Source organism: Pantoea sp. DY-17, from assembly GCF_019795975.1.
GTDB lineage: Bacteria > Pseudomonadota > Gammaproteobacteria > Enterobacterales > Enterobacteriaceae > Pantoea > Pantoea leporis.
In genome coordinates, this window is sequence record NZ_JAIMIG010000001.1 from 162,328 (window position 1) to 180,136 (window position 17,809).

The following is a 17,809-nucleotide window of genomic DNA, read 5'->3' on the forward strand; positions in this document are numbered from 1 at the left end:
TCTTTAGTGGGCCATCATGTTGTAGTTGAGGTTCCACATAATCCACAGTGAGCCTACGACAACAATCAAGATGATGAGTGCTGAGAAGACAATGGCCACCATGTTCCAGCCACCTTCTGATTTGCTGTCTAAGTGCAGGAAGTAGACCAGGTGAACCAGCACCTGCACTACCGCACACACCAGAACCACACCCAGAATAGTGCCGTGTGAAGCGCCGCCATCCATGACCATCCAGAACGGAATACCGGTCAGGATGATGGAGAGGACGAAGCCGATCATGTAAGACTTCACGCTACCGTGAGAAGCGCCATGTTCGTTAACAGAATGACTCATTACATGGCTCCCATCAGGTAGACAACGGTGAATACGCAGATCCAAACCACATCCAGGAAGTGCCAGAACAAGCTCAGGCACATGATACGGGTGCGGTTGGTTGCAGTCAGACCACGTTTAGAAATCTGGAACATCATCACTGCCATCCAGATCAGGCCAGAGGTCACGTGCAGACCGTGCGTGCCGACCAGCGTAAAGAACGCTGACAGGAAGCCGCTGCGATCAGGACCGAAGCCTTCTTTGATCAGGTGATGGAATTCATAGATTTCCATGCCGATAAAGCCAGCACCGAACAGGAAGGTCAACGCTAACCAGCTGATGACCGAGCCCTTGTTCTGGTTGTTCATCGCAATCACTGCCATACCATAGGTAATGGAGCTGAGCAGCAGCAGCGCGGTTTCGACCAGAACGAACGGCAGTTCGAAGATGTCTTTACCTGCCGGGCCACCGGCAGTGTTATTGACCATAACTGCATAGGTCGCAAACAGGGTTGCGAAGATAATGCAGTCACTCATCAGGTAGATCCAGAAGCCAAAGACTTTATTGGCTCCTGCATCGTGATGCCCATGCTCCGCATGGGCGTCGTGGTGGTGTTTTGCAGTTTCAGTTGACATTATTTCAGACCTGCTTTGCTGATTTCGTCAAAGTGCTTCTTCTCGATCTGCTCGACTTCAGCAACCGGTACGTAGTAATCCACGTCTTCATCGAAGCTCTTCACAATCCAGGTGATGATGGTGCCCACGAAGGTGAGGCCAGCCAGCCACCAGATATGCCAGATCATGGCGAAACCGAACACAGTCATCAGAGCCGCGATAACAACAGCTGCGCCACTGTTTTTCGGCATATGAATTTCTTCATATTTTTCTGGCTGCTTGTACGCTTCGCCTTTCTCTTTCATTTCCCAGAACGCATCGCGCTCATGGATATGCGGGATAACAGCAAAGTTGTAGAACGGCGGCGGTGAAGAGGTTGCCCACTCCAGCGTACGTCCACCCCACGGGTCACCGGTCAGATCACGGTTCTGGTCGCGGTCACGCACAGAAACGTAGAACTGGGTAACCTGGCACAGGATACCGCAAGCGATCAGCGCCGCACCGCCTGCTGCAACCACCAGCAGTGAGTGGAACTGAGGATCGATGTCCTGGCTGATACGACGCGTCATGCCCATGAAGCCCAGCGCATACAGCGGCATGAATGCCACGAAGAAGCCGATGATCCAGAACCAGAACGCGCGGATACCCCATTTTTCATTCAGCGTGAAGCCGAACGCTTTCGGGAACCAGTAGGTCACGCCAGCCATACAACCGAACACCACACCACCGATAATCACGTTATGGAAGTGCGCGATCAGGAACAGGCTGTTGTGCAGAATGAAGTCCGCACCTGGAACCGCCAGCAGAACACCTGTCATACCACCAATAGAGAAGGTAACCAGGAAGCCGATGGTCCACAGCATCGCTGAGTGGAACTCAACGCGACCCTGATACATGGTGAACAGCCAGTTGAAGATTTTCACGCCGGTCGGGATAGCGATGATCATCGTCATGATACCGAAGAAGGCGTTTACGTTCGCGCCCGCACCCATGGTGAAGAAGTGGTGCAGCCAAACAATGAACGACAGAACGGTAATCGCGATGGTCGCCCACACCAGAGAGGTGTAACCGAACAGACGCTTTTTAGAGAAGGTCGCCGTGACTTCAGCGAAGACACCAAACACCGGCAGAACCAGGATGTACACTTCCGGGTGACCCCAGACCCAAATCAGGTTGACGTACATCATCATGTTACCGCCCATTTCATTGGTGAAGAAATGGAAGCCAAGGTAACGGTCAAGCGTCAACAGTGCCAGCGTAACGGTCAGTACCGGGAACGCAGCGATGATCAGGACGTTAGTACACAGTGATGCCCAGGTGAATACCGGCATTTTGAACAGGTCCATGCCCGGCGCACGCATCTTCAGAATGGTCACGAAGAAGTTGATACCGGTCAGTGTCGTACCGATACCGGACAGCTGGAGACTCCAGATCCAGTAATCGACCCCGACGCCAGGACTGTACTCCGCACCCGAAAGCGGCGGATAAGCCAACCAGCCGGTCTGTGCGAACTCGCCCACACCCAGAGAGATGTTCACCAGGATCACACCGATCGCGGTAAACCAGAAGCTCAGGTTGTTCAGGAACGGGAAGGCAACGTCACGAGCACCGATTTGCAGCGGTACCGCTATGTTCATCAGACCTACCACGAACGGCATCGCCACGAAGAAGATCATGATCACGCCGTGAGCGGTGAAGATCTGGTCGTAGTGGTGCGGCGGTAGTATGCCGGCTTCCCCAGCGGAAGCCATCACTTGTTGGGTACGCATCATTACCGCATCGGCAAAGCCGCGCAGCAACATGACGAAAGCCATGATGATGTACATGATACCCAGTTTTTTATGGTCAATGGAGGTGAACCATTCTGACCACAGGTACTGCCACTTACCAAAGTAGGTAATCGCAGCAACCAGCGCCAGACCACCTAAGATGATAGCGGCGACCGTAACCACGATAATGGGTTCGTGGTATGGCACTGCATCCAGTGTTAATTTTCCGAACATCGTATTATTCCTCGGCTCCCGCGGAAGCGGCGTGACTCATGTCCATGCCTTTATGTTCTGGCATGTCCATCTTCCCGTGGCTCATCATGAACTTATCAATCACTTGCTTGAACAGTTCTGGATTTGCCGTTGAGAAATATTCCACCGGGTGATTTTCGCTTGGCGTAGCCAGTTTCTCGAAATCATCCATGGTGTTCAGCGCGTTAGGTGCCGCTTTAACTTTGGCAACCCACTGCTGGAATTCCGCATCGTCTTTAGTTGCAATGGCTTTGAACTTCATGCCAGAGAAACCACGACCACTGAAGTTCGCAGAGATACCGTCAAATGTTCCTGGCTCGTTGGCGATCAGATGCAATTTGGTCTGCATACCGGCCATCGCATAAATCTGGCTGCCGAGAGTAGGAATAAAGAAGGAGTTCATCACGGAGTTGGAGGTGATCTTGAAGTTCACCGGAGTGTTTGCCGGGAAGGCAATCTGGTTGACGGTTGCAATACCCTGTTCCGGGTAAATGAACAGCCATTTCCAGTCCAGTGCCACTACGTCGATCTCAACCGGTTTAACGTCAGAAACCAGCGGTTTGCTCGGCTCCAGCGCGTGGGTTGATTTCCAGGTCAAAACGCCGAGGAAGATAATGATCAGGATCGGAATGGTCCAGACCACGGCTTCCACTTTGTTTGAGTGTGACCAGTTAGGGCTATAAGTTGCGTTAGTATTGGTTGCCCGATATTTCCAGGCAAAGAATACTGCCATGAAGACTGCCGGGATAACTACGATCATCATCAAGCCGAAAGCTGTCAGAATCAACGAACGTTGCTCCAGTGCAATCTGTCCTTTGGGATTTAACAACGCACTATCGCAGCCACTGAGTAATACAGCGCCTGCAATTAATGACAAAATCCCCAAACTTTTATTGTATTTACTGAGTCTCATTTAACGACCTCAATGACAAAGGGCTCTATTGTCGTTTAAGTGTGCGCGCATTTTACGGGAAGGTTTATGCAGTGTAAACCAGCTTAAGGATGTGTCAGAAGGCTGTTGACACCTTTTGCTAAGGGTGTCACAGATGTTACGCAGGGTGACAAATTATTAACTGCGACAAGCAGTTGGCATCAATATAACAAAAACCAATGGTAGAAACCGCAGAAAAATCAGGGAAAGTATAAACCGTACTCTTAATACTCATTTATTTAACATTTCTGCATCATTTCGGCGATGACTTTTATACAAAGTAATTGCGCACCGGATTTAAATATTCGCTCGCAGTTGTTAATTTAATGTTTCTAATTCGCTTTAAAAAAAATGCTATTGGGAAAATGAGCAACTGATATTTTTACCCCATTATTTCGTTATGAAAATTGGCTTACTCAACCCAGATTTTCCCGCGCCGCTTTTTTTAATGCCAAACTATCCAAAATAACACCGAGTGCGACCGCCAACAGCGCAAATGCCATGCCGGCTTCAAACATTGGCGTAAGTAGCGCATCAATCTGCACAACGCCGCTGGCGTTAAGGGCTAAGGCCAGTAACCACAAGGCCAGTAAGCCGCAGCCGATGCTAAACAGACGCACCGTCCAGCGGTAACCTTGCGGCCACAAGCTGCGCATCACAAACTCTCCGCTTTGCTGCATGCTATGCAAAGTGCCGCGACACAGCCATAACAGCAGTAATCCCGGTACGCCAGCAAACACGGTGAAAGCATAGAAGGTGGGCCAGCCCCACATTTCGACCAGCCAACCTGCGGCGGGACCGACGTAAACGCGGCCCACGGCGGAGAGGGCAGAGAGCAGTGCGAACTGCGTCGCCGAGAAGGATTTGTTGCACAATGTCATCAGCAACGCGACAAAGGCCGCGGTGCCCATGCCGCCGCACAGGTTTTCAATGAAGACCGCGCTGGCCATGCTCCACAAGTGCGGTGGCGTTACCGCCAGCAACCAGTAAGCAAAATTCGACACCGCTTGCAGCACGCCGAATATCATCAGGGCGCGGAACAAACTCAGGCGCTGCATCAGCACGCCGCCATACAGCGCACCAATAATGGTGGCCAACAAACCCAGCGTTTTGTTCACCAGACCGACATCGCCCGCGCTAAAGCCGACGCCGCGAATCAGGAAGGTGGTGGTGAGCGAGGCGGCAAATGCATCGCCAAGCTTGTAAAGGATAATTAGCGTGATCAGCAGCCAGGCATTGTTACGCTGGAAGAAGTCTTTCAGCGGGAATGTCACGGCCTGGCGTAGCGAGTGCGGTTCGCGCGCTGGCGCCACCGGTTCTTTCGCCAGCAACGTGGCGATCAGGCCCGGCACCATCAGCAGCGCCATTAGCCAGTAAGTGGCTTGCCAGCCGAGGTAGCGATCCGCAATCCACAGCGCCAGTCCGCCTGAAATCAACATCGCCAGACGATAGCCCAGCACGGTGATTGCCGCGCCGCTGCCGCGCTCCTCCGGCGGTAGCACATCGGTTTTCCAGGCATCAAACACGATATCCTGTGAAGCCGAACAGAAGGCAACCAGCACCGCCAGCGCGGCCAGCAGCGTTAAGTCACGCGAAGGCTGCATAAAGCCCATCGCAATAATGCCGCCAATCAGCGCCAACTGCGTGACCAGCAGCCAGCCGCGACGGCGGCCAAGAAACGGTGGCGTATAGCGATCCATCATCGGCGACCACAGGAACTTAAACACGTAAGCCTGACCGACAAGGGAGAAGAAACCGATGGTTTTCAGGTCAACATTCTCTACCGTCATCCACGCTTGTAATGTTCCGGCGGTTAACGCCAGCGGTAAGCCTGAGGCAAAACCCAGCAGCAGCAATACCGCCGCATTACGTTGGGTAAAAATTCGCAGATAGTGAGATGTCATAGCCAACCTGAAATGAAGCCCGGCTGAGAGTCGCCGGGCAAAATACTGCGGAAATTAGCGGGCGTTCTGCTTAATGAAGTTGTGAACGCTGGTGTCCTGCGCCATATCAGCAATCACGTCACTCAGGGTTGAGTTAACCGCGTTGGTGATCTTCGCGTTGGTGGCGGTAAACGCGCCTTCTACGCTGTAAGTCTGGCGATAGTTTTTCACCTGCTTGTTACCGTTTTTCGCGGTGGCGATGATGGAGATATCCGCCTTGGTGGTAATGCTGTAGCGCACGTTGCCTTGGGTCACATCCGCATACAGACCATTCACCACGATCTGCAGATCAACGGCACCGCTTGGGCCGATCATGTAGCCGCGTGACGTCATCTGCTTCTCTAACACTTCCTGCAGCAGGAAACGCAGATCGCGTGATGGTGTCAGCGTGATCAACTGACCATCGCGGTTTACTTTGGCCAGCGCCTGATCGGAACGTTGATCGGCACCGTTAACGCTGATGGTGACGCCCATCAGGCTTGGATCTTGCTGCGGTAATTGAATCTTCGGTTGAATATCCAATGTGGTGTTGTTGCTGGCACAGCCGGCCAAAATAAAAGCAGCCAGCAGAGGGAATAACAGTTTTTTCAACATACTCATTCTCGTTAGCATATGGGTTGGTTTGCAAAACTGCGGCCATCATAGCATTGCGCAGCGGTGAAAAAAGCCCCGGGCCAATGGAAATTGATTGTAAAGGCTTTTTTCGGACAGGATGAAACGCCAGCCAGTTGACCTGAGAGATAAGCAAGTTACTATGCGCAGCGCTGGCGGATTTATTTACGGCCAACCTGCGGAAGCGGTGAAAAACCTACTAATATTTAAACAGATGGGCACAGCGCTCGCCGGAAAGGAGTGTTAATCATGATTCGCGAACAAATAGAAGAAAAGTTGCGTAACGCTTTCGAGCCTGCACATCTTGAAGTGCATGATGAAAGCTACCGTCATAACGTGCCCGCCGGTTCTGAAAGTCACTTTAAAGTGGTGATTGTCAGCGATCGATTTACCGGTCAGCGCTTTCTGCAACGTCATCGCGCTATTTATGGCGAACTGGCAACCGAATTAGCGGGCAGCGTACACGCGCTGGCACTGCATACCTACACGCAAAAAGAGTGGGATGGATTACAGGATACGGTTTTGGCCTCGCCGAATTGTCGCGGCGCGGGAACGCTCGCCTGAATTCCCTTTTTACTCATCCTTAAAAACGGCCTGCGGGCCGTTTTCTTTTCATTTATTACACTCAAACGCGATCTACGGCGCAAAAAAGCAGCAAAACCGCTAAAAAGTGGTGAGTTTGCAGCCTCGACTCATTCCAGCGATGCCGCTATAATGCTGCGTCTATTTTTCCGGAATGTCTTCGGGACGCTTCTGGTGACAGGGATTTGGTTCTGCCTGCAGAGGCCGTCCCGGTTGTTGGATACGGCGCATTTTATGTGTGGTGTCTGAAGTTGACCGAGCACGTGATTTTTTGAGGTAACAAGATGACAGTTTCAGTAGAAACCACTCAGGGTCTGGGCCGTCGCATTTCGATTACTGTTGCAGCTGACAGCATCGAAAGCGCAGTAAAGAAAGAACTGGTGGAAGTGGCTAAGAAAGTCCGTATCGACGGTTTCCGTAAAGGCAAAGTGCCGGCACACATCATTTCTCAGCGCTACGGTGCTTCTGTTCGCCAGGACGTGCTGGGCGAGCTGATGACGCGCAACTTCGTTGACGCCATCATCAAAGAGAAAATCAATCCGGCTGGCGCACCAAACTATGTGCCGGGCGAATATAAAGAAGGCGAAGACTTCACCTACGCGGTTGAGTTCGAAGTGTATCCAGAAGTTGAGCTGAAAGGCCTTGATGCAATCGAAGTTGAGAAGCCAGTGGTAGAAGTGACTGACGCTGACGTTGATACCATGCTGGAAACCCTGCAGAAGCAGCAGGCGACCTGGAAAGAGAGCGATGCCGCAGCGACAGCTGAAGATCGCGCGACCATCGACTTCAGCGGTTCTGTTGACGGCGAAGAGTTTGAAGGCGGCAAAGCCTCTGACTTCGTGCTGGCAATGGGCCAGGGCCGTATGATCCCAGGCTTCGAAGAGGGCGTTGTTGGCCACAAAGCCGGCGAAACCTTCACTATCGACGTGAAATTCCCAGACGATTACCATGCAGAAAACCTGAAAGGGAAAGATGCGAAGTTCGAAATCGTGCTGAAGAAAGTTGAAACTCGCGAACTGCCAGAGCTGACTGAAGAGTTCATCAAGCGCTTTGGCGTGGAAGATGGTTCAGTTGCCGGTCTGCGTGCTGAAGTGCGTAAGAACATGGATCGCGAGCTGAAAGGTGCTATCCGTAACCGCGTCAAGACGCAGGCAATCGACGGTCTGGTTAACGCCAACGACATCGATGTTCCGGTTGCGCTGATCGACAGCGAAATTGACGTTCTGCGTCGTCAGGCTGCACAGCGTTTTGGTGGCAACGAGAAGCAAGCGCTGGAACTGCCACGCGAACTGTTCGAAGAGCAGGCTAAACGTCGCGTCGTTGTGGGTCTGCTGTTGGGCGAAGTGATTCGTATCAACGAACTGCAGGCTGACGAAGAACGCGTTAAAACGCTGATCGAAGAGATGGCTTCTGCGTACGAAGATCCGCAGGAAGTGATCGAGTTCTACAGCAAGAACAGCGAGCTGATGAACAACATGCGCAACGTGGCTCTGGAAGAGCAAGCGGTTGAAGCGGTACTGGCGAAAGCGAAAGTGACCGATAAAGCCACTAACTTCCAGGAACTGATGAACCAGACCTCTGCGGCCTGATTCATTCGTTAACCGTTAGTGCTGAGCCCGTGACTGAAAAGTCGCGGGCTTTTTCGTTTCTGGCGCCAAATACACCGATTTGCCCTCTATTTGCTTAATTAATCGGCAAATTATCCGCTAAGCTCTTTTTCCGTGTTAGCGAATGGGCAAAAGGTTGTTATGCTTGAAACAACTGGGCAGCATCCCCAGATACAGGGAGAATGCATGAAAACAGTGAGACTGACTGATTAACCGTCTTGTTACTGCGGAGTGAGACTGCAGCGCATAGTTTTCCCGGCGCGCCTCACGTAAAATCGGTACAGAATGTTGCCAATGAAATTTATCAGGAGACGGTAATGTCATACAGTGGCGATCGTGAATTTACTGCACCGCACATGGCGCTGGTGCCAATGGTGGTCGAACAAACCTCGCGCGGCGAGCGTTCTTACGACATCTACTCTCGCCTGCTCAAAGAGCGTGTGATCTTCCTGACTGGTCAGGTTGAAGATCATATGGCTAACCTGATCGTGGCGCAGATGCTGTTTCTGGAAGCTGAGAATCCTGAAAAAGACATTTATCTCTACATTAACTCGCCAGGCGGCGTGATTACTGCTGGGATGTCGATTTATGACACAATGAAGTTTATCAAGCCGGATGTCAGCACCATCTGTATGGGTCAGGCTTGTTCAATGGGTGCGTTCCTGCTGACAGCAGGCACCAAAGGTAAACGCTTCTGCCTGCCTAATTCACGTGTGATGATTCATCAGCCGTTGGGCGGCTATCAGGGCCAGGCGACGGATATCGAAATCCATGCGCGCGAAATCCTGAAAGTGAAGCAGCGCATGAATGAGCTGATGGCTGAGCACACTGGCAAATCGCTGGAAGAGATTGAACGCGACACTGAGCGCGATCGTTTCCTCTCTGCGGGTGAGGCGGTTGAATACGGTTTGGTTGACTCAATCCTGACGCATCGCCAATAAGACACATCTGTCTGCCCCTTACGCTATAGTTAACGGGGAGCAGGCAGATGGGTTGAATGCATATCGGCCGTTGATGTACGGCCAGCGCCGTACAACAAATTTGGTCTGAGAAAGAAAAGAGGTTAGCTGATGACAGATAAGCGCAAAGACGGTTCAGGTAAGTTGCTGTACTGCTCTTTCTGCGGCAAAAGCCAGCATGAAGTCCGTAAGCTAATTGCCGGGCCGTCAGTGTACATTTGCGATGAGTGCGTTGATCTTTGCAACGACATCATTCGCGAAGAGATTAAGGAAGTTGCGCCGCACCGCGAGCGTAGCTCACTGCCGACGCCGCATGAAATCCGCCATCACCTTGATGACTATGTTATTGGTCAGGAAAGGGCGAAGAAAGTGCTGGCAGTAGCGGTGTATAACCACTACAAACGCCTGCGCAATGGCGATACCAGCAACGGTATTGAACTGGGCAAAAGTAATATTTTGCTGATCGGTCCAACCGGTAGCGGTAAAACACTGTTGGCCGAAACGCTGGCGCGCTTGCTGGATGTGCCCTTCACGATGGCGGATGCCACCACGCTGACCGAAGCGGGTTATGTGGGTGAAGACGTTGAAAACATCATCCAGAAGCTGCTGCAGAAGTGTGATTACGACGTGCAGAAAGCGCAGCGCGGCATTGTCTACATCGATGAAATCGACAAGATTTCTCGTAAGTCTGACAACCCGTCGATCACCCGTGACGTCTCGGGCGAAGGCGTACAGCAAGCGCTGTTGAAACTGATTGAAGGCACCGTGGCTGCCGTACCGCCGCAGGGCGGACGTAAACATCCGCAGCAGGAGTTCTTGCAGGTTGATACCTCCAAGATTCTGTTTATCTGTGGTGGCGCATTCGCCGGTCTCGACAAGGTGATCTCCCAGCGTGTTGAAACCGGGTCCGGCATCGGCTTCGGTGCAACCGTGAAGGGCAAATCCCAGAAGGCGAGTGAAGGCGAATTGCTGTCTCAGGTTGAGCCAGAAGATTTGATCAAGTTTGGCCTGATTCCTGAGTTCATCGGTCGTTTGCCGGTTGTGGCAACGCTGAGCGAACTGAGTGAAGAAGCGCTGATTCAGATCCTGCGTGAGCCGAAGAATGCGCTAACCAAACAGTATCAGGCGCTGTTCAATCTGGAAGGCGTAGAACTGGAATTCCGCGACGAAGCCTTAACGGCAATCGCTAAAAAAGCGATGTCACGTAAAACCGGTGCGCGTGGTCTGCGTTCTATCGTTGAAGGTGCGTTACTTGAAACCATGTACGACCTGCCTTCGATGGATGACGTTGAAAAAGTGGTGATTGATGAATCAGTCATTGAAGGTCAATCCGAGCCGATGTTGATTTATGGAAAGCATGAAGCCCAGGCTTCTGGTGAATAAATAAACAATTGCACCACGTTGTTATCTTAAAAAAGGGGAAAAATCTTTCCCCTTTTGTTTTTCTCTCGCCAGTGACATTGAATGTCGTACAAGCATCCCCATATACTCAATATCCTGTGGGTTTAACTGCAAAACCTCTATTGCGCGGTACCCATCACCTGGCGGACATTAAACTAAGAGAGAGCTCTATGAATCCTGAGCGTTCTGAACGCATTGAAATCCCCGTGTTGCCGTTGCGCGACGTGGTGGTTTATCCGCACATGGTAATTCCGTTGTTTGTTGGCCGGGAAAAATCGATTCGGTGCCTCGAAGCCGCGATGGATCATGATAAAAAGATCATGCTGGTTGCACAGAAAGAGGCTTCAACGGATGAACCTGGCATTAACGATCTCTTCTCAGTAGGGACCGTCGCTTCTGTATTGCAGATGCTGAAACTTCCAGACGGCACGGTAAAAGTGCTGGTCGAAGGTTTACAGCGCGCGCACATCACCACGCTGGCTGATAATGGCGACCATTTTGTTGCCCAGGCCGAATACCTTGTCTCGCCAGAAATTGAAGAGCGCGAGCAGGAAGTGCTGGTGCGCACGGCCATCAACCAGTTCGAAGGCTACATCAAGCTCAATAAAAAAATCCCACCTGAGGTCTTAACCTCCCTCAACAGCATCGACGATGCGGCCCGTCTGGCCGATACCGTCGCAGCGCATATGCCGCTGAAACTGGCTGATAAACAGTCCGTGCTGGAGATGTCCGACGTCAATGAACGTCTGGAATATCTGATGGCGATGATGGAATCAGAAATCGATCTGCTGCAGGTTGAGAAGCGTATTCGCAACCGCGTTAAAAAGCAGATGGAAAAAAGCCAGCGTGAGTACTATCTGAATGAGCAAATGAAAGCCATTCAGAAAGAGCTGGGCGAAATGGATGATGCGCCGGATGAGTACGAGGCGCTGAAACGTAAGATTGAAGCGGCCAAAATGCCGACCGAAGCGCGTGAAAAAGCCGAAGCTGAGCTGCAGAAGCTGAAGATGATGTCGCCGATGTCTGCAGAAGCGACCGTGGTGCGTGGCTACATCGACTGGATGGTTCAGGTTCCGTGGGTGGCGCGCAGCAAGGTGAAAAAAGACCTGCGTAAAGCGCAGGAAACGCTGGATATCGACCATTACGGTCTGGAGCGCGTCAAAGATCGCATCCTTGAGTATCTTGCGGTGCAGAGTCGCGTTAGCAAAATCAAAGGCCCAATTCTCTGCCTCGTTGGACCGCCGGGCGTGGGTAAAACCTCGCTGGGACAGTCGATTGCTAAGGCCACCGGACGTAAATACGTGCGTATGGCGCTGGGTGGCGTGCGTGATGAAGCGGAAATCCGCGGACATCGTCGTACCTACATCGGTTCTATGCCTGGCAAGCTGATCCAGAAAATGGCGAAAGTGGGCGTCAAAAACCCGCTGTTCCTGCTGGATGAGATCGACAAAATGTCTTCTGACATGCGTGGCGATCCGGCTTCAGCGCTGCTTGAGGTGCTGGATCCTGAGCAGAACATCGCGTTTAACGATCACTATCTGGAAGTGGATTACGATCTCTCTGACGTTATGTTCGTGGCGACCTCAAACTCCATGAACATCCCAGCACCGTTGCTTGACCGTATGGAAGTGATTCGTCTCTCCGGTTACACCGAAGATGAAAAGCTGAACATCGCGAAGCAACATTTGCTGCCGAAGCAGATTGAACGTAATGCGCTGAAAGAGAAAGAGATCACCGTCGACGACAGCGCGATTGTTGGCATCATCCGCTACTACACGCGTGAAGCGGGCGTGCGTAGTCTGGAGCGCGAACTCTCCAAGCTGTGCCGTAAAGCAGTGAAGGCGCTGCTGATGGATAAGTCGAAAAAGCACATCGTGATCAATGGCGATAATCTCAAGGATTTCCTTGGCGTGCAGCGCTTTGATTATGGTCGCGCAGAGAGCGAAAGCCGTGTGGGTCAGGTGACCGGTCTGGCGTGGACGGAAGTGGGCGGCGATCTGCTGACCATTGAAACCGCCTGCGTACCAGGTAAAGGCAAGCTGACGTACACCGGTTCGCTGGGCGAAGTGATGCAGGAATCGATTCAGGCCGCGCTGACTGTGGTGCGCGCGCGTGCAGAGAAACTGGGCATCAACGGTGATTTCTACGAGAAACGCGACATCCACGTGCACGTACCAGAAGGTGCGACACCGAAAGATGGCCCGAGCGCCGGTATCGCCATGTGCACCGCGCTGGTGTCATGCTTAACCGGTAACCCGGTGCGTTCTGATGTCGCAATGACCGGTGAAATCACCCTGCGTGGTCTGGTTCTGCCGATTGGTGGCCTGAAAGAGAAGTTGCTGGCGGCACACCGTGGCGGCATCAAAACCGTGCTGATCCCGGACGAAAACAAGCGCGATCTGGAGGATATTCCCCAGAACGTGATTGCCGATCTCGAGATTCATCCGGTGAAGCGTATTGAAGAAGTGCTGAACCTGGCACTGGAAAATGCGCCTTACGGCATGCAGGTTGCGACCGCAAAATAGTGATTAGCGGCATAAACCGCTAAAAAGCGAAGCTGGCAGGCAAAATGGTGCTTGCCAGCTTTTTTTTGTGCCGCTAACTTAGTGGGCTGCTGGATCAACGATTAAGATGAATACCGTTGTTTCAGCTCCACAGGCTTGATATAACTGGCTGCGCGTTCGCACCGGGCGGGAAGCACGGGTGCGATGTGAATAATAAAAGAGGGGATGAAGAGAGTGAATAAGTCACAGTTGATCGACAAAATTGCTGCAGATGCTGACATTTCTAAAGCGGCAGCGGGACGTGTTTTAGATGCATTCATGGACTCCGTTACCGAAGCTCTGAAGGGCGGTGATGAAGTGGCACTGGTTGGTTTCGGTACTTTCTCTGTACGTGAGCGTGCAGCTCGTACAGGCCGTAACCCACAAACGGGTAAAGAGCTCACCATTCCGGCTGGTAAAGTTCCGGGCTTCCGTGCTGGTAAAGCACTGAAAGATTCCGTCAATTAATGACCGCTGATACATCCATTGAAGCATTTTCTTCCGTGGATTGAGGACGCAAAAGCCGTTCTCATGTAACATACGGGCACATCATTTTTGATGTGCCTTTTTTATTCTTGATGCGCGGCGATAGCCTTTGGTTGTTGTCTCCGCATGGTTGCCAACTGCCAGCCTGAACAGCAGTTGCACGATGATGACATCGTGTTAGAGCTTTACATTCACACTACAGCGGAGTGTTGTCATACCATGATGGACAATTTACGCGCGGCGTCGAATCATGTCGTGCTCAAGATTATTCTGGGATTGATCATCCTGTCTTTCGTACTCACCGGGGTGGGCAACTACCTGATCGGTGGCGGCGGTGATTATGCTGCCAAAGTTAACGGCCACGAGATCAGCCGTGCAGAGCTGGAGCAGGGTTATAACAATGAGCGCAATCGTCAGCAGCAGATGCTGGGCGATCAGTTCTCGCAGTTAGCCAGCAACGAAGGCTACATGCAGCAGATGCGCCAGCAGGCGCTGTCGCAGTTGATCGATCAGGCGTTACTTGATCAGTACATCAAAGATCTGCACATCGGCATCAGCGATGATCAGGTGAAACAGGCGATCTTCAATCAGAAAGCTTTCCAGACCAACGGTAAATTCGACAACGCCAAATACAGCGGCCTGATCACCAGCATGGGCTTCACTGCCGATCAGTATGCCGAAGCGCTGCGCAAGCAGCTGGCGACGCAGCAGCTGATTAACGCAATTGCTAACACCGATTTCATGTTAAAAGGCGAAACCAGCAAACTGGTGGATCTGGTGTCTCAGCAGCGTGAAGTGCGTCAGGCGGTGATTGATGTCAACGCGCTGGCGGCTAAGCAGACGGTCAGCGACGACGAAGTCAGCCAATATTACCAGCAGCATCAGAATAGCTTCATGGCGCCTGAACAGTTCCGCGTGAGCTACATCAAAATGGATGCCGCTAGTATGCAGGAAACGGCCAGCGAAGCGGACATTCAGAGCTGGTACGATCAACATAAAGCGGATTATTCACAGCCACAGCGTAATCGCTACAGCGTGATCCAGACCAGGACGGAAGCTGACGCTAATGCCGTGGTTGACGCGCTGAAGAAAGGCGAAGATTTCGCTGCGCTGGCAAAAAGCAAATCCATCGACCCAATCTCAGCCCGCAAAGGCGGTGACATGGGTTGGCTTGAGCCGAGCACTACGCCAGACGAGCTGAAAAACGCCAATCTGACGCAGAAAGGTCAGCTTTCCGGCGCTATCAAATCGTCGGTTGGCTTCCTGGTGGTGCGTCTGGATGATATCCAGCCGGAGCAGGTTAAGCCGCTGGCCGATGTTCATGACATCGTTGCCGATAAAGTAAAACAAGAGAAAGCGGTTGATGCCTTCTACAAAATTCAGCAGAAAGTCAGCGAAGCAGCCAGCAACGACAACGAATCGTTGGCGGGCGCCGCGCAGGCTTCCGGCTTGAAAGTGGTAGAAACCAACTGGATCACCCGCGATAACCTGCCAGACGAGTTGAATTTCGATCAGGTTAAACAGGCGATCTTCAACGGTGGTCTGGTAGGCCAGAATGGTGCGCCGGGTAACAACTCCGACATCATCTCTGTGGATGGCGATCGTGCCTTTGTCCTGCGTATCAGCGAGCACAAACCGGAAGCGGTGAAGCCGCTGGATCAGGTAAAAGCGCAGATCGTAGACTCGCTGAAGCATGATAAAGCGACGCAGCAGGCGAAAGCACAAGCAGATAAGCTGCTGGCCGATTTGAAAGCCGGTAAAGCGGATGCACTGAAGGCTGCAGGCCTGACGCTCAGCGCCAGCAAATCGTTCGATCGCAACGCGCAGGATCCTGTTGCTCAGTCGGCCTTCAATCTGCCACAACCTGCCGACAATAAACCGTCGTGGGGCGTGAGCGAAGATATGCAGGGCAATGTGGTGCTGATCGCGCTGGATAAAGTCAGCGCGGGCAACATGCCGCAGGCGCAGATCGATGAGATGGTAAAAGGCGTAACGCAGAATAACGCGCAAATCGCCTTTGAAGCGCTGCTGGAAAACCTGCGTAAAGAGGCGAAGATTAAGTACGGCGCCGCAGCACAAAACCAGTAAGCCTCACAAAAAAAGTTAAATCACTGCAATACCCGAAAGGCCGCTTATGCGGCCTTTTCCATTTCTATAATTGCCCTTTTGAGCGTTGAATTGAGCTGTGACAACCTGCTGTTGCTGTCAAACACAAGGAGAAACACAGCATGGTTAAATCAACGTTTCAAGCCCTATGCATTACGCTGGCGCTGGGCGGCGCAGTTTATACCACCGGACTGGCGGCTGCCGAAAGTCCCAGTGAAACGCAGGCGACGCAAGTCTCCACGCCACAGGAAGGACAGGTCAGCATCAATTCAGCCACTGCCGAACAACTGGCGGCTGGTATGAACGGTATCGGGCTGAAGAAGGCGCAGGCGATTGTCAGTTATCGCGAACAATACGGGCCCTTTACCGCCATTGAACAGCTCAAGGAGGTGCCGGGCATTGGTAGCGCCCTGATTGAGCGTAACAGCGCCCGGCTTAAACTGTGAAGCGTCTCGCGACTTTGAAGGATTGAAAAAGCCCGGATTCAGGCTGTGCTATGCTCAACAGGTCTTACCAGTTGTCATTCTCAGCCTGAACAAGGAGCAACAATGCAAACCACAATTAAAGTGCGCGGTTATCATCTGGATGTTTATCAGCACGTGAATAACGCGCGCTATCTGGAATTTCTGGAAGAGGCGCGCTGGCAGTGGCTGGAGGATGTCGATGCGTTTCATTGGCTGATGGAGCAGCAACTGGCGTTTGTGGTGGTGAATATCAACATCAACTATCGTCGTCCGGCGGTATTGGGCGACGTATTGAATATTGAAAGTGAAGTGTCACAGCTCAGCGGTAAAAGTGGCATCATTGCGCAGCGTGTCTTGCTGGCGAGTGATAATTCGGTGGTGGCCGATGCCGCGCTGACCTTTGTCTGTATCGATTTGCGCACGCAAAAAGCGGTGCCGATGGAAGGGGAGTTGCGCGAGCGTCTGATGTCATTGATGGTGGAAAATGAATAACTGGCGCCGATGACGCCAGTTTACCCTGCGGCCTGAATCAGTTGAGGCCGCTTTTTTGTTTCATCGCTGCCATCACCGCCGGCGCGTTCGCCTGATAATCTGCCAGGCCACGGGCGCGTAAATGACAGGCCGCGCATTCGCCACAGCCATCACCTTTTACGCCGTTGTAGCAGGTAAGCGTTTCAGCGCGTACCAGCGGCAGCTGCTGCCAGTAATCGGCCAGCGCCCAGGTTTCCGCTTTATTCAGCCACATCAGCGGCGTCTCAAAGCGAATATTGCGCGCCATGCCGAGGCTGACGGCGTTATTCAGTGCTTTAACAAACTCATCACGGCAATCCGGGTAGCCGGAGAAATCGGTTTCGCACACGCCGGTGATCACCGCTTCGGCTTCGACCTGATAGGCATAAATCGATGCCAGCGTCAGGAACAGGATATTGCGGCCCGGTACAAAGGTACTCGGCAAACCGCTGGCATTGGGATCATAGGTTGGCACCGGAATGTTGTCGCGCGTCAGGCTGCTAACGGCTAACTCGTTGAGCAGCGTAACGTCCAGCACTTTGTGCGCGCGCGCGCCCAGCTTGTGCGACAGCTCAGCCGCAACCTCGATCTCTTCACGATGGCGTTGGCCGTAATCAAAAGTAACGCAATGCACTTCATCATAGTGTTGCAGCGCCTGAATTAAACAGGTGGTGGAGTCTTGTCCGCCACTGAATACCACAACGGCTCGTTTCATTTT

At 52.3% G+C, this 17,809-nt stretch carries 16 protein-coding genes; 9 read left to right on the forward strand and 7 right to left on the reverse strand.

The features are described from left to right. Positions 1–3 precede the first annotated feature (3 nt). The 6 genes from K5Y33_RS00800 to K5Y33_RS00825 all read right to left on the reverse strand — a co-directional run bounded on the left by K5Y33_RS00800 (position 4) and on the right by K5Y33_RS00825 (position 6,415). Entirely contained in the window at positions 4–333 is a 330-nt protein-coding gene (locus K5Y33_RS00800) for a cytochrome o ubiquinol oxidase subunit IV (protein WP_007886986.1), read from the reverse strand. Next, positions 333–947: a cytochrome o ubiquinol oxidase subunit III gene (locus K5Y33_RS00805; RefSeq protein ID WP_007886985.1), complete on the reverse strand. Its 615-nt coding sequence runs from the start codon at positions 945–947 to the stop codon at positions 333–335. The genes K5Y33_RS00800 and K5Y33_RS00805 overlap by 1 nt, the downstream gene beginning before the upstream one ends. Next, complete coding sequence (gene cyoB / locus K5Y33_RS00810) at positions 947–2,929, reverse strand: cytochrome o ubiquinol oxidase subunit I (RefSeq protein WP_101762427.1); 1,983 nt, start codon at positions 2,927–2,929, stop codon at positions 947–949. The genes K5Y33_RS00805 and cyoB overlap by 1 nt, the downstream gene beginning before the upstream one ends. Before the next feature lie 4 nt (positions 2,930–2,933). After that, on the reverse strand, positions 2,934–3,860 hold the full coding sequence (gene cyoA / locus K5Y33_RS00815) for a cytochrome o ubiquinol oxidase subunit II (RefSeq protein ID WP_101762426.1): 927 nt from the start codon (positions 3,858–3,860) through the stop codon (positions 2,934–2,936). 434 nt (positions 3,861–4,294) lie between these two features. Next, positions 4,295–5,782: a muropeptide MFS transporter AmpG gene (gene ampG / locus K5Y33_RS00820; protein ID WP_217547381.1), complete on the reverse strand. Its 1,488-nt coding sequence runs from the start codon at positions 5,780–5,782 to the stop codon at positions 4,295–4,297. A 54-nt stretch (positions 5,783–5,836) separates the two neighbouring features. Then, positions 5,837–6,415 carry a lipoprotein gene (locus K5Y33_RS00825; protein ID WP_007886975.1) on the reverse strand — a complete coding sequence of 193 codons (579 nt, stop codon included), beginning with the start codon at positions 6,413–6,415 and terminating at the stop codon, positions 5,837–5,839. 267 nt (positions 6,416–6,682) lie between these two features. Here K5Y33_RS00825 and bolA point away from each other — a divergent pair, with 267 nt between their 5' ends. The 9 genes from bolA (at position 6,683) to K5Y33_RS00870 (ending at position 17,073) form a co-directional block, all read left to right on the forward strand. After that, on the forward strand, positions 6,683–6,997 hold the full coding sequence (gene bolA, locus K5Y33_RS00830) for a transcriptional regulator BolA (protein ID WP_008103937.1): 315 nt from the start codon (positions 6,683–6,685) through the stop codon (positions 6,995–6,997). A 302-nt stretch (positions 6,998–7,299) separates the two neighbouring features. Next, positions 7,300–8,604, forward strand: a complete 1,305-nt coding sequence (gene tig / locus K5Y33_RS00835; protein ID WP_101762423.1) for a trigger factor — start codon at positions 7,300–7,302, stop codon at positions 8,602–8,604. A 335-nt stretch (positions 8,605–8,939) separates the two neighbouring features. After that, on the forward strand, positions 8,940–9,563 hold the full coding sequence (gene clpP / locus K5Y33_RS00840) for an ATP-dependent Clp endopeptidase proteolytic subunit ClpP (RefSeq protein WP_007886971.1): 624 nt from the start codon (positions 8,940–8,942) through the stop codon (positions 9,561–9,563). Between the two features lie 129 nt (positions 9,564–9,692). Continuing rightward, a complete protein-coding gene (clpX, locus tag K5Y33_RS00845) occupies positions 9,693–10,964 on the forward strand; it encodes an ATP-dependent protease ATP-binding subunit ClpX (protein WP_008103932.1) in 1,272 nt (423 codons plus the stop codon). Between the two features lie 188 nt (positions 10,965–11,152). Next, on the forward strand, positions 11,153–13,507 hold the full coding sequence (gene lon / locus K5Y33_RS00850; protein ID WP_101762422.1) for an endopeptidase La: 2,355 nt from the start codon (positions 11,153–11,155) through the stop codon (positions 13,505–13,507). A 213-nt stretch (positions 13,508–13,720) separates the two neighbouring features. Next, positions 13,721–13,993, forward strand: a complete 273-nt coding sequence (gene hupB, locus K5Y33_RS00855; protein ID WP_036648244.1) for a nucleoid-associated protein HU-beta — start codon at positions 13,721–13,723, stop codon at positions 13,991–13,993. A gap of 237 nt (positions 13,994–14,230) precedes the next feature. After that, complete coding sequence (ppiD, locus tag K5Y33_RS00860) at positions 14,231–16,099, forward strand: peptidylprolyl isomerase (protein ID WP_110867834.1); 1,869 nt, start codon at positions 14,231–14,233, stop codon at positions 16,097–16,099. 140 nt (positions 16,100–16,239) lie between these two features. Further along, entirely contained in the window at positions 16,240–16,563 is a 324-nt protein-coding gene (locus K5Y33_RS00865) for a ComEA family DNA-binding protein (protein ID WP_101762421.1), read from the forward strand. A gap of 102 nt (positions 16,564–16,665) precedes the next feature. Further along, a complete protein-coding gene (locus K5Y33_RS00870) occupies positions 16,666–17,073 on the forward strand; it encodes a thioesterase family protein (protein WP_101762420.1) in 408 nt (135 codons plus the stop codon). Positions 17,074–17,110: 37 nt separating this feature from the next. Here the strand turns inward: K5Y33_RS00870 and queC are convergent, their stop codons facing one another. Next, positions 17,111–17,806: a 7-cyano-7-deazaguanine synthase QueC gene (gene queC / locus K5Y33_RS00875; protein ID WP_101762419.1), complete on the reverse strand. Its 696-nt coding sequence runs from the start codon at positions 17,804–17,806 to the stop codon at positions 17,111–17,113. Between the last annotated feature and the right edge of the window lie 3 nt (positions 17,807–17,809).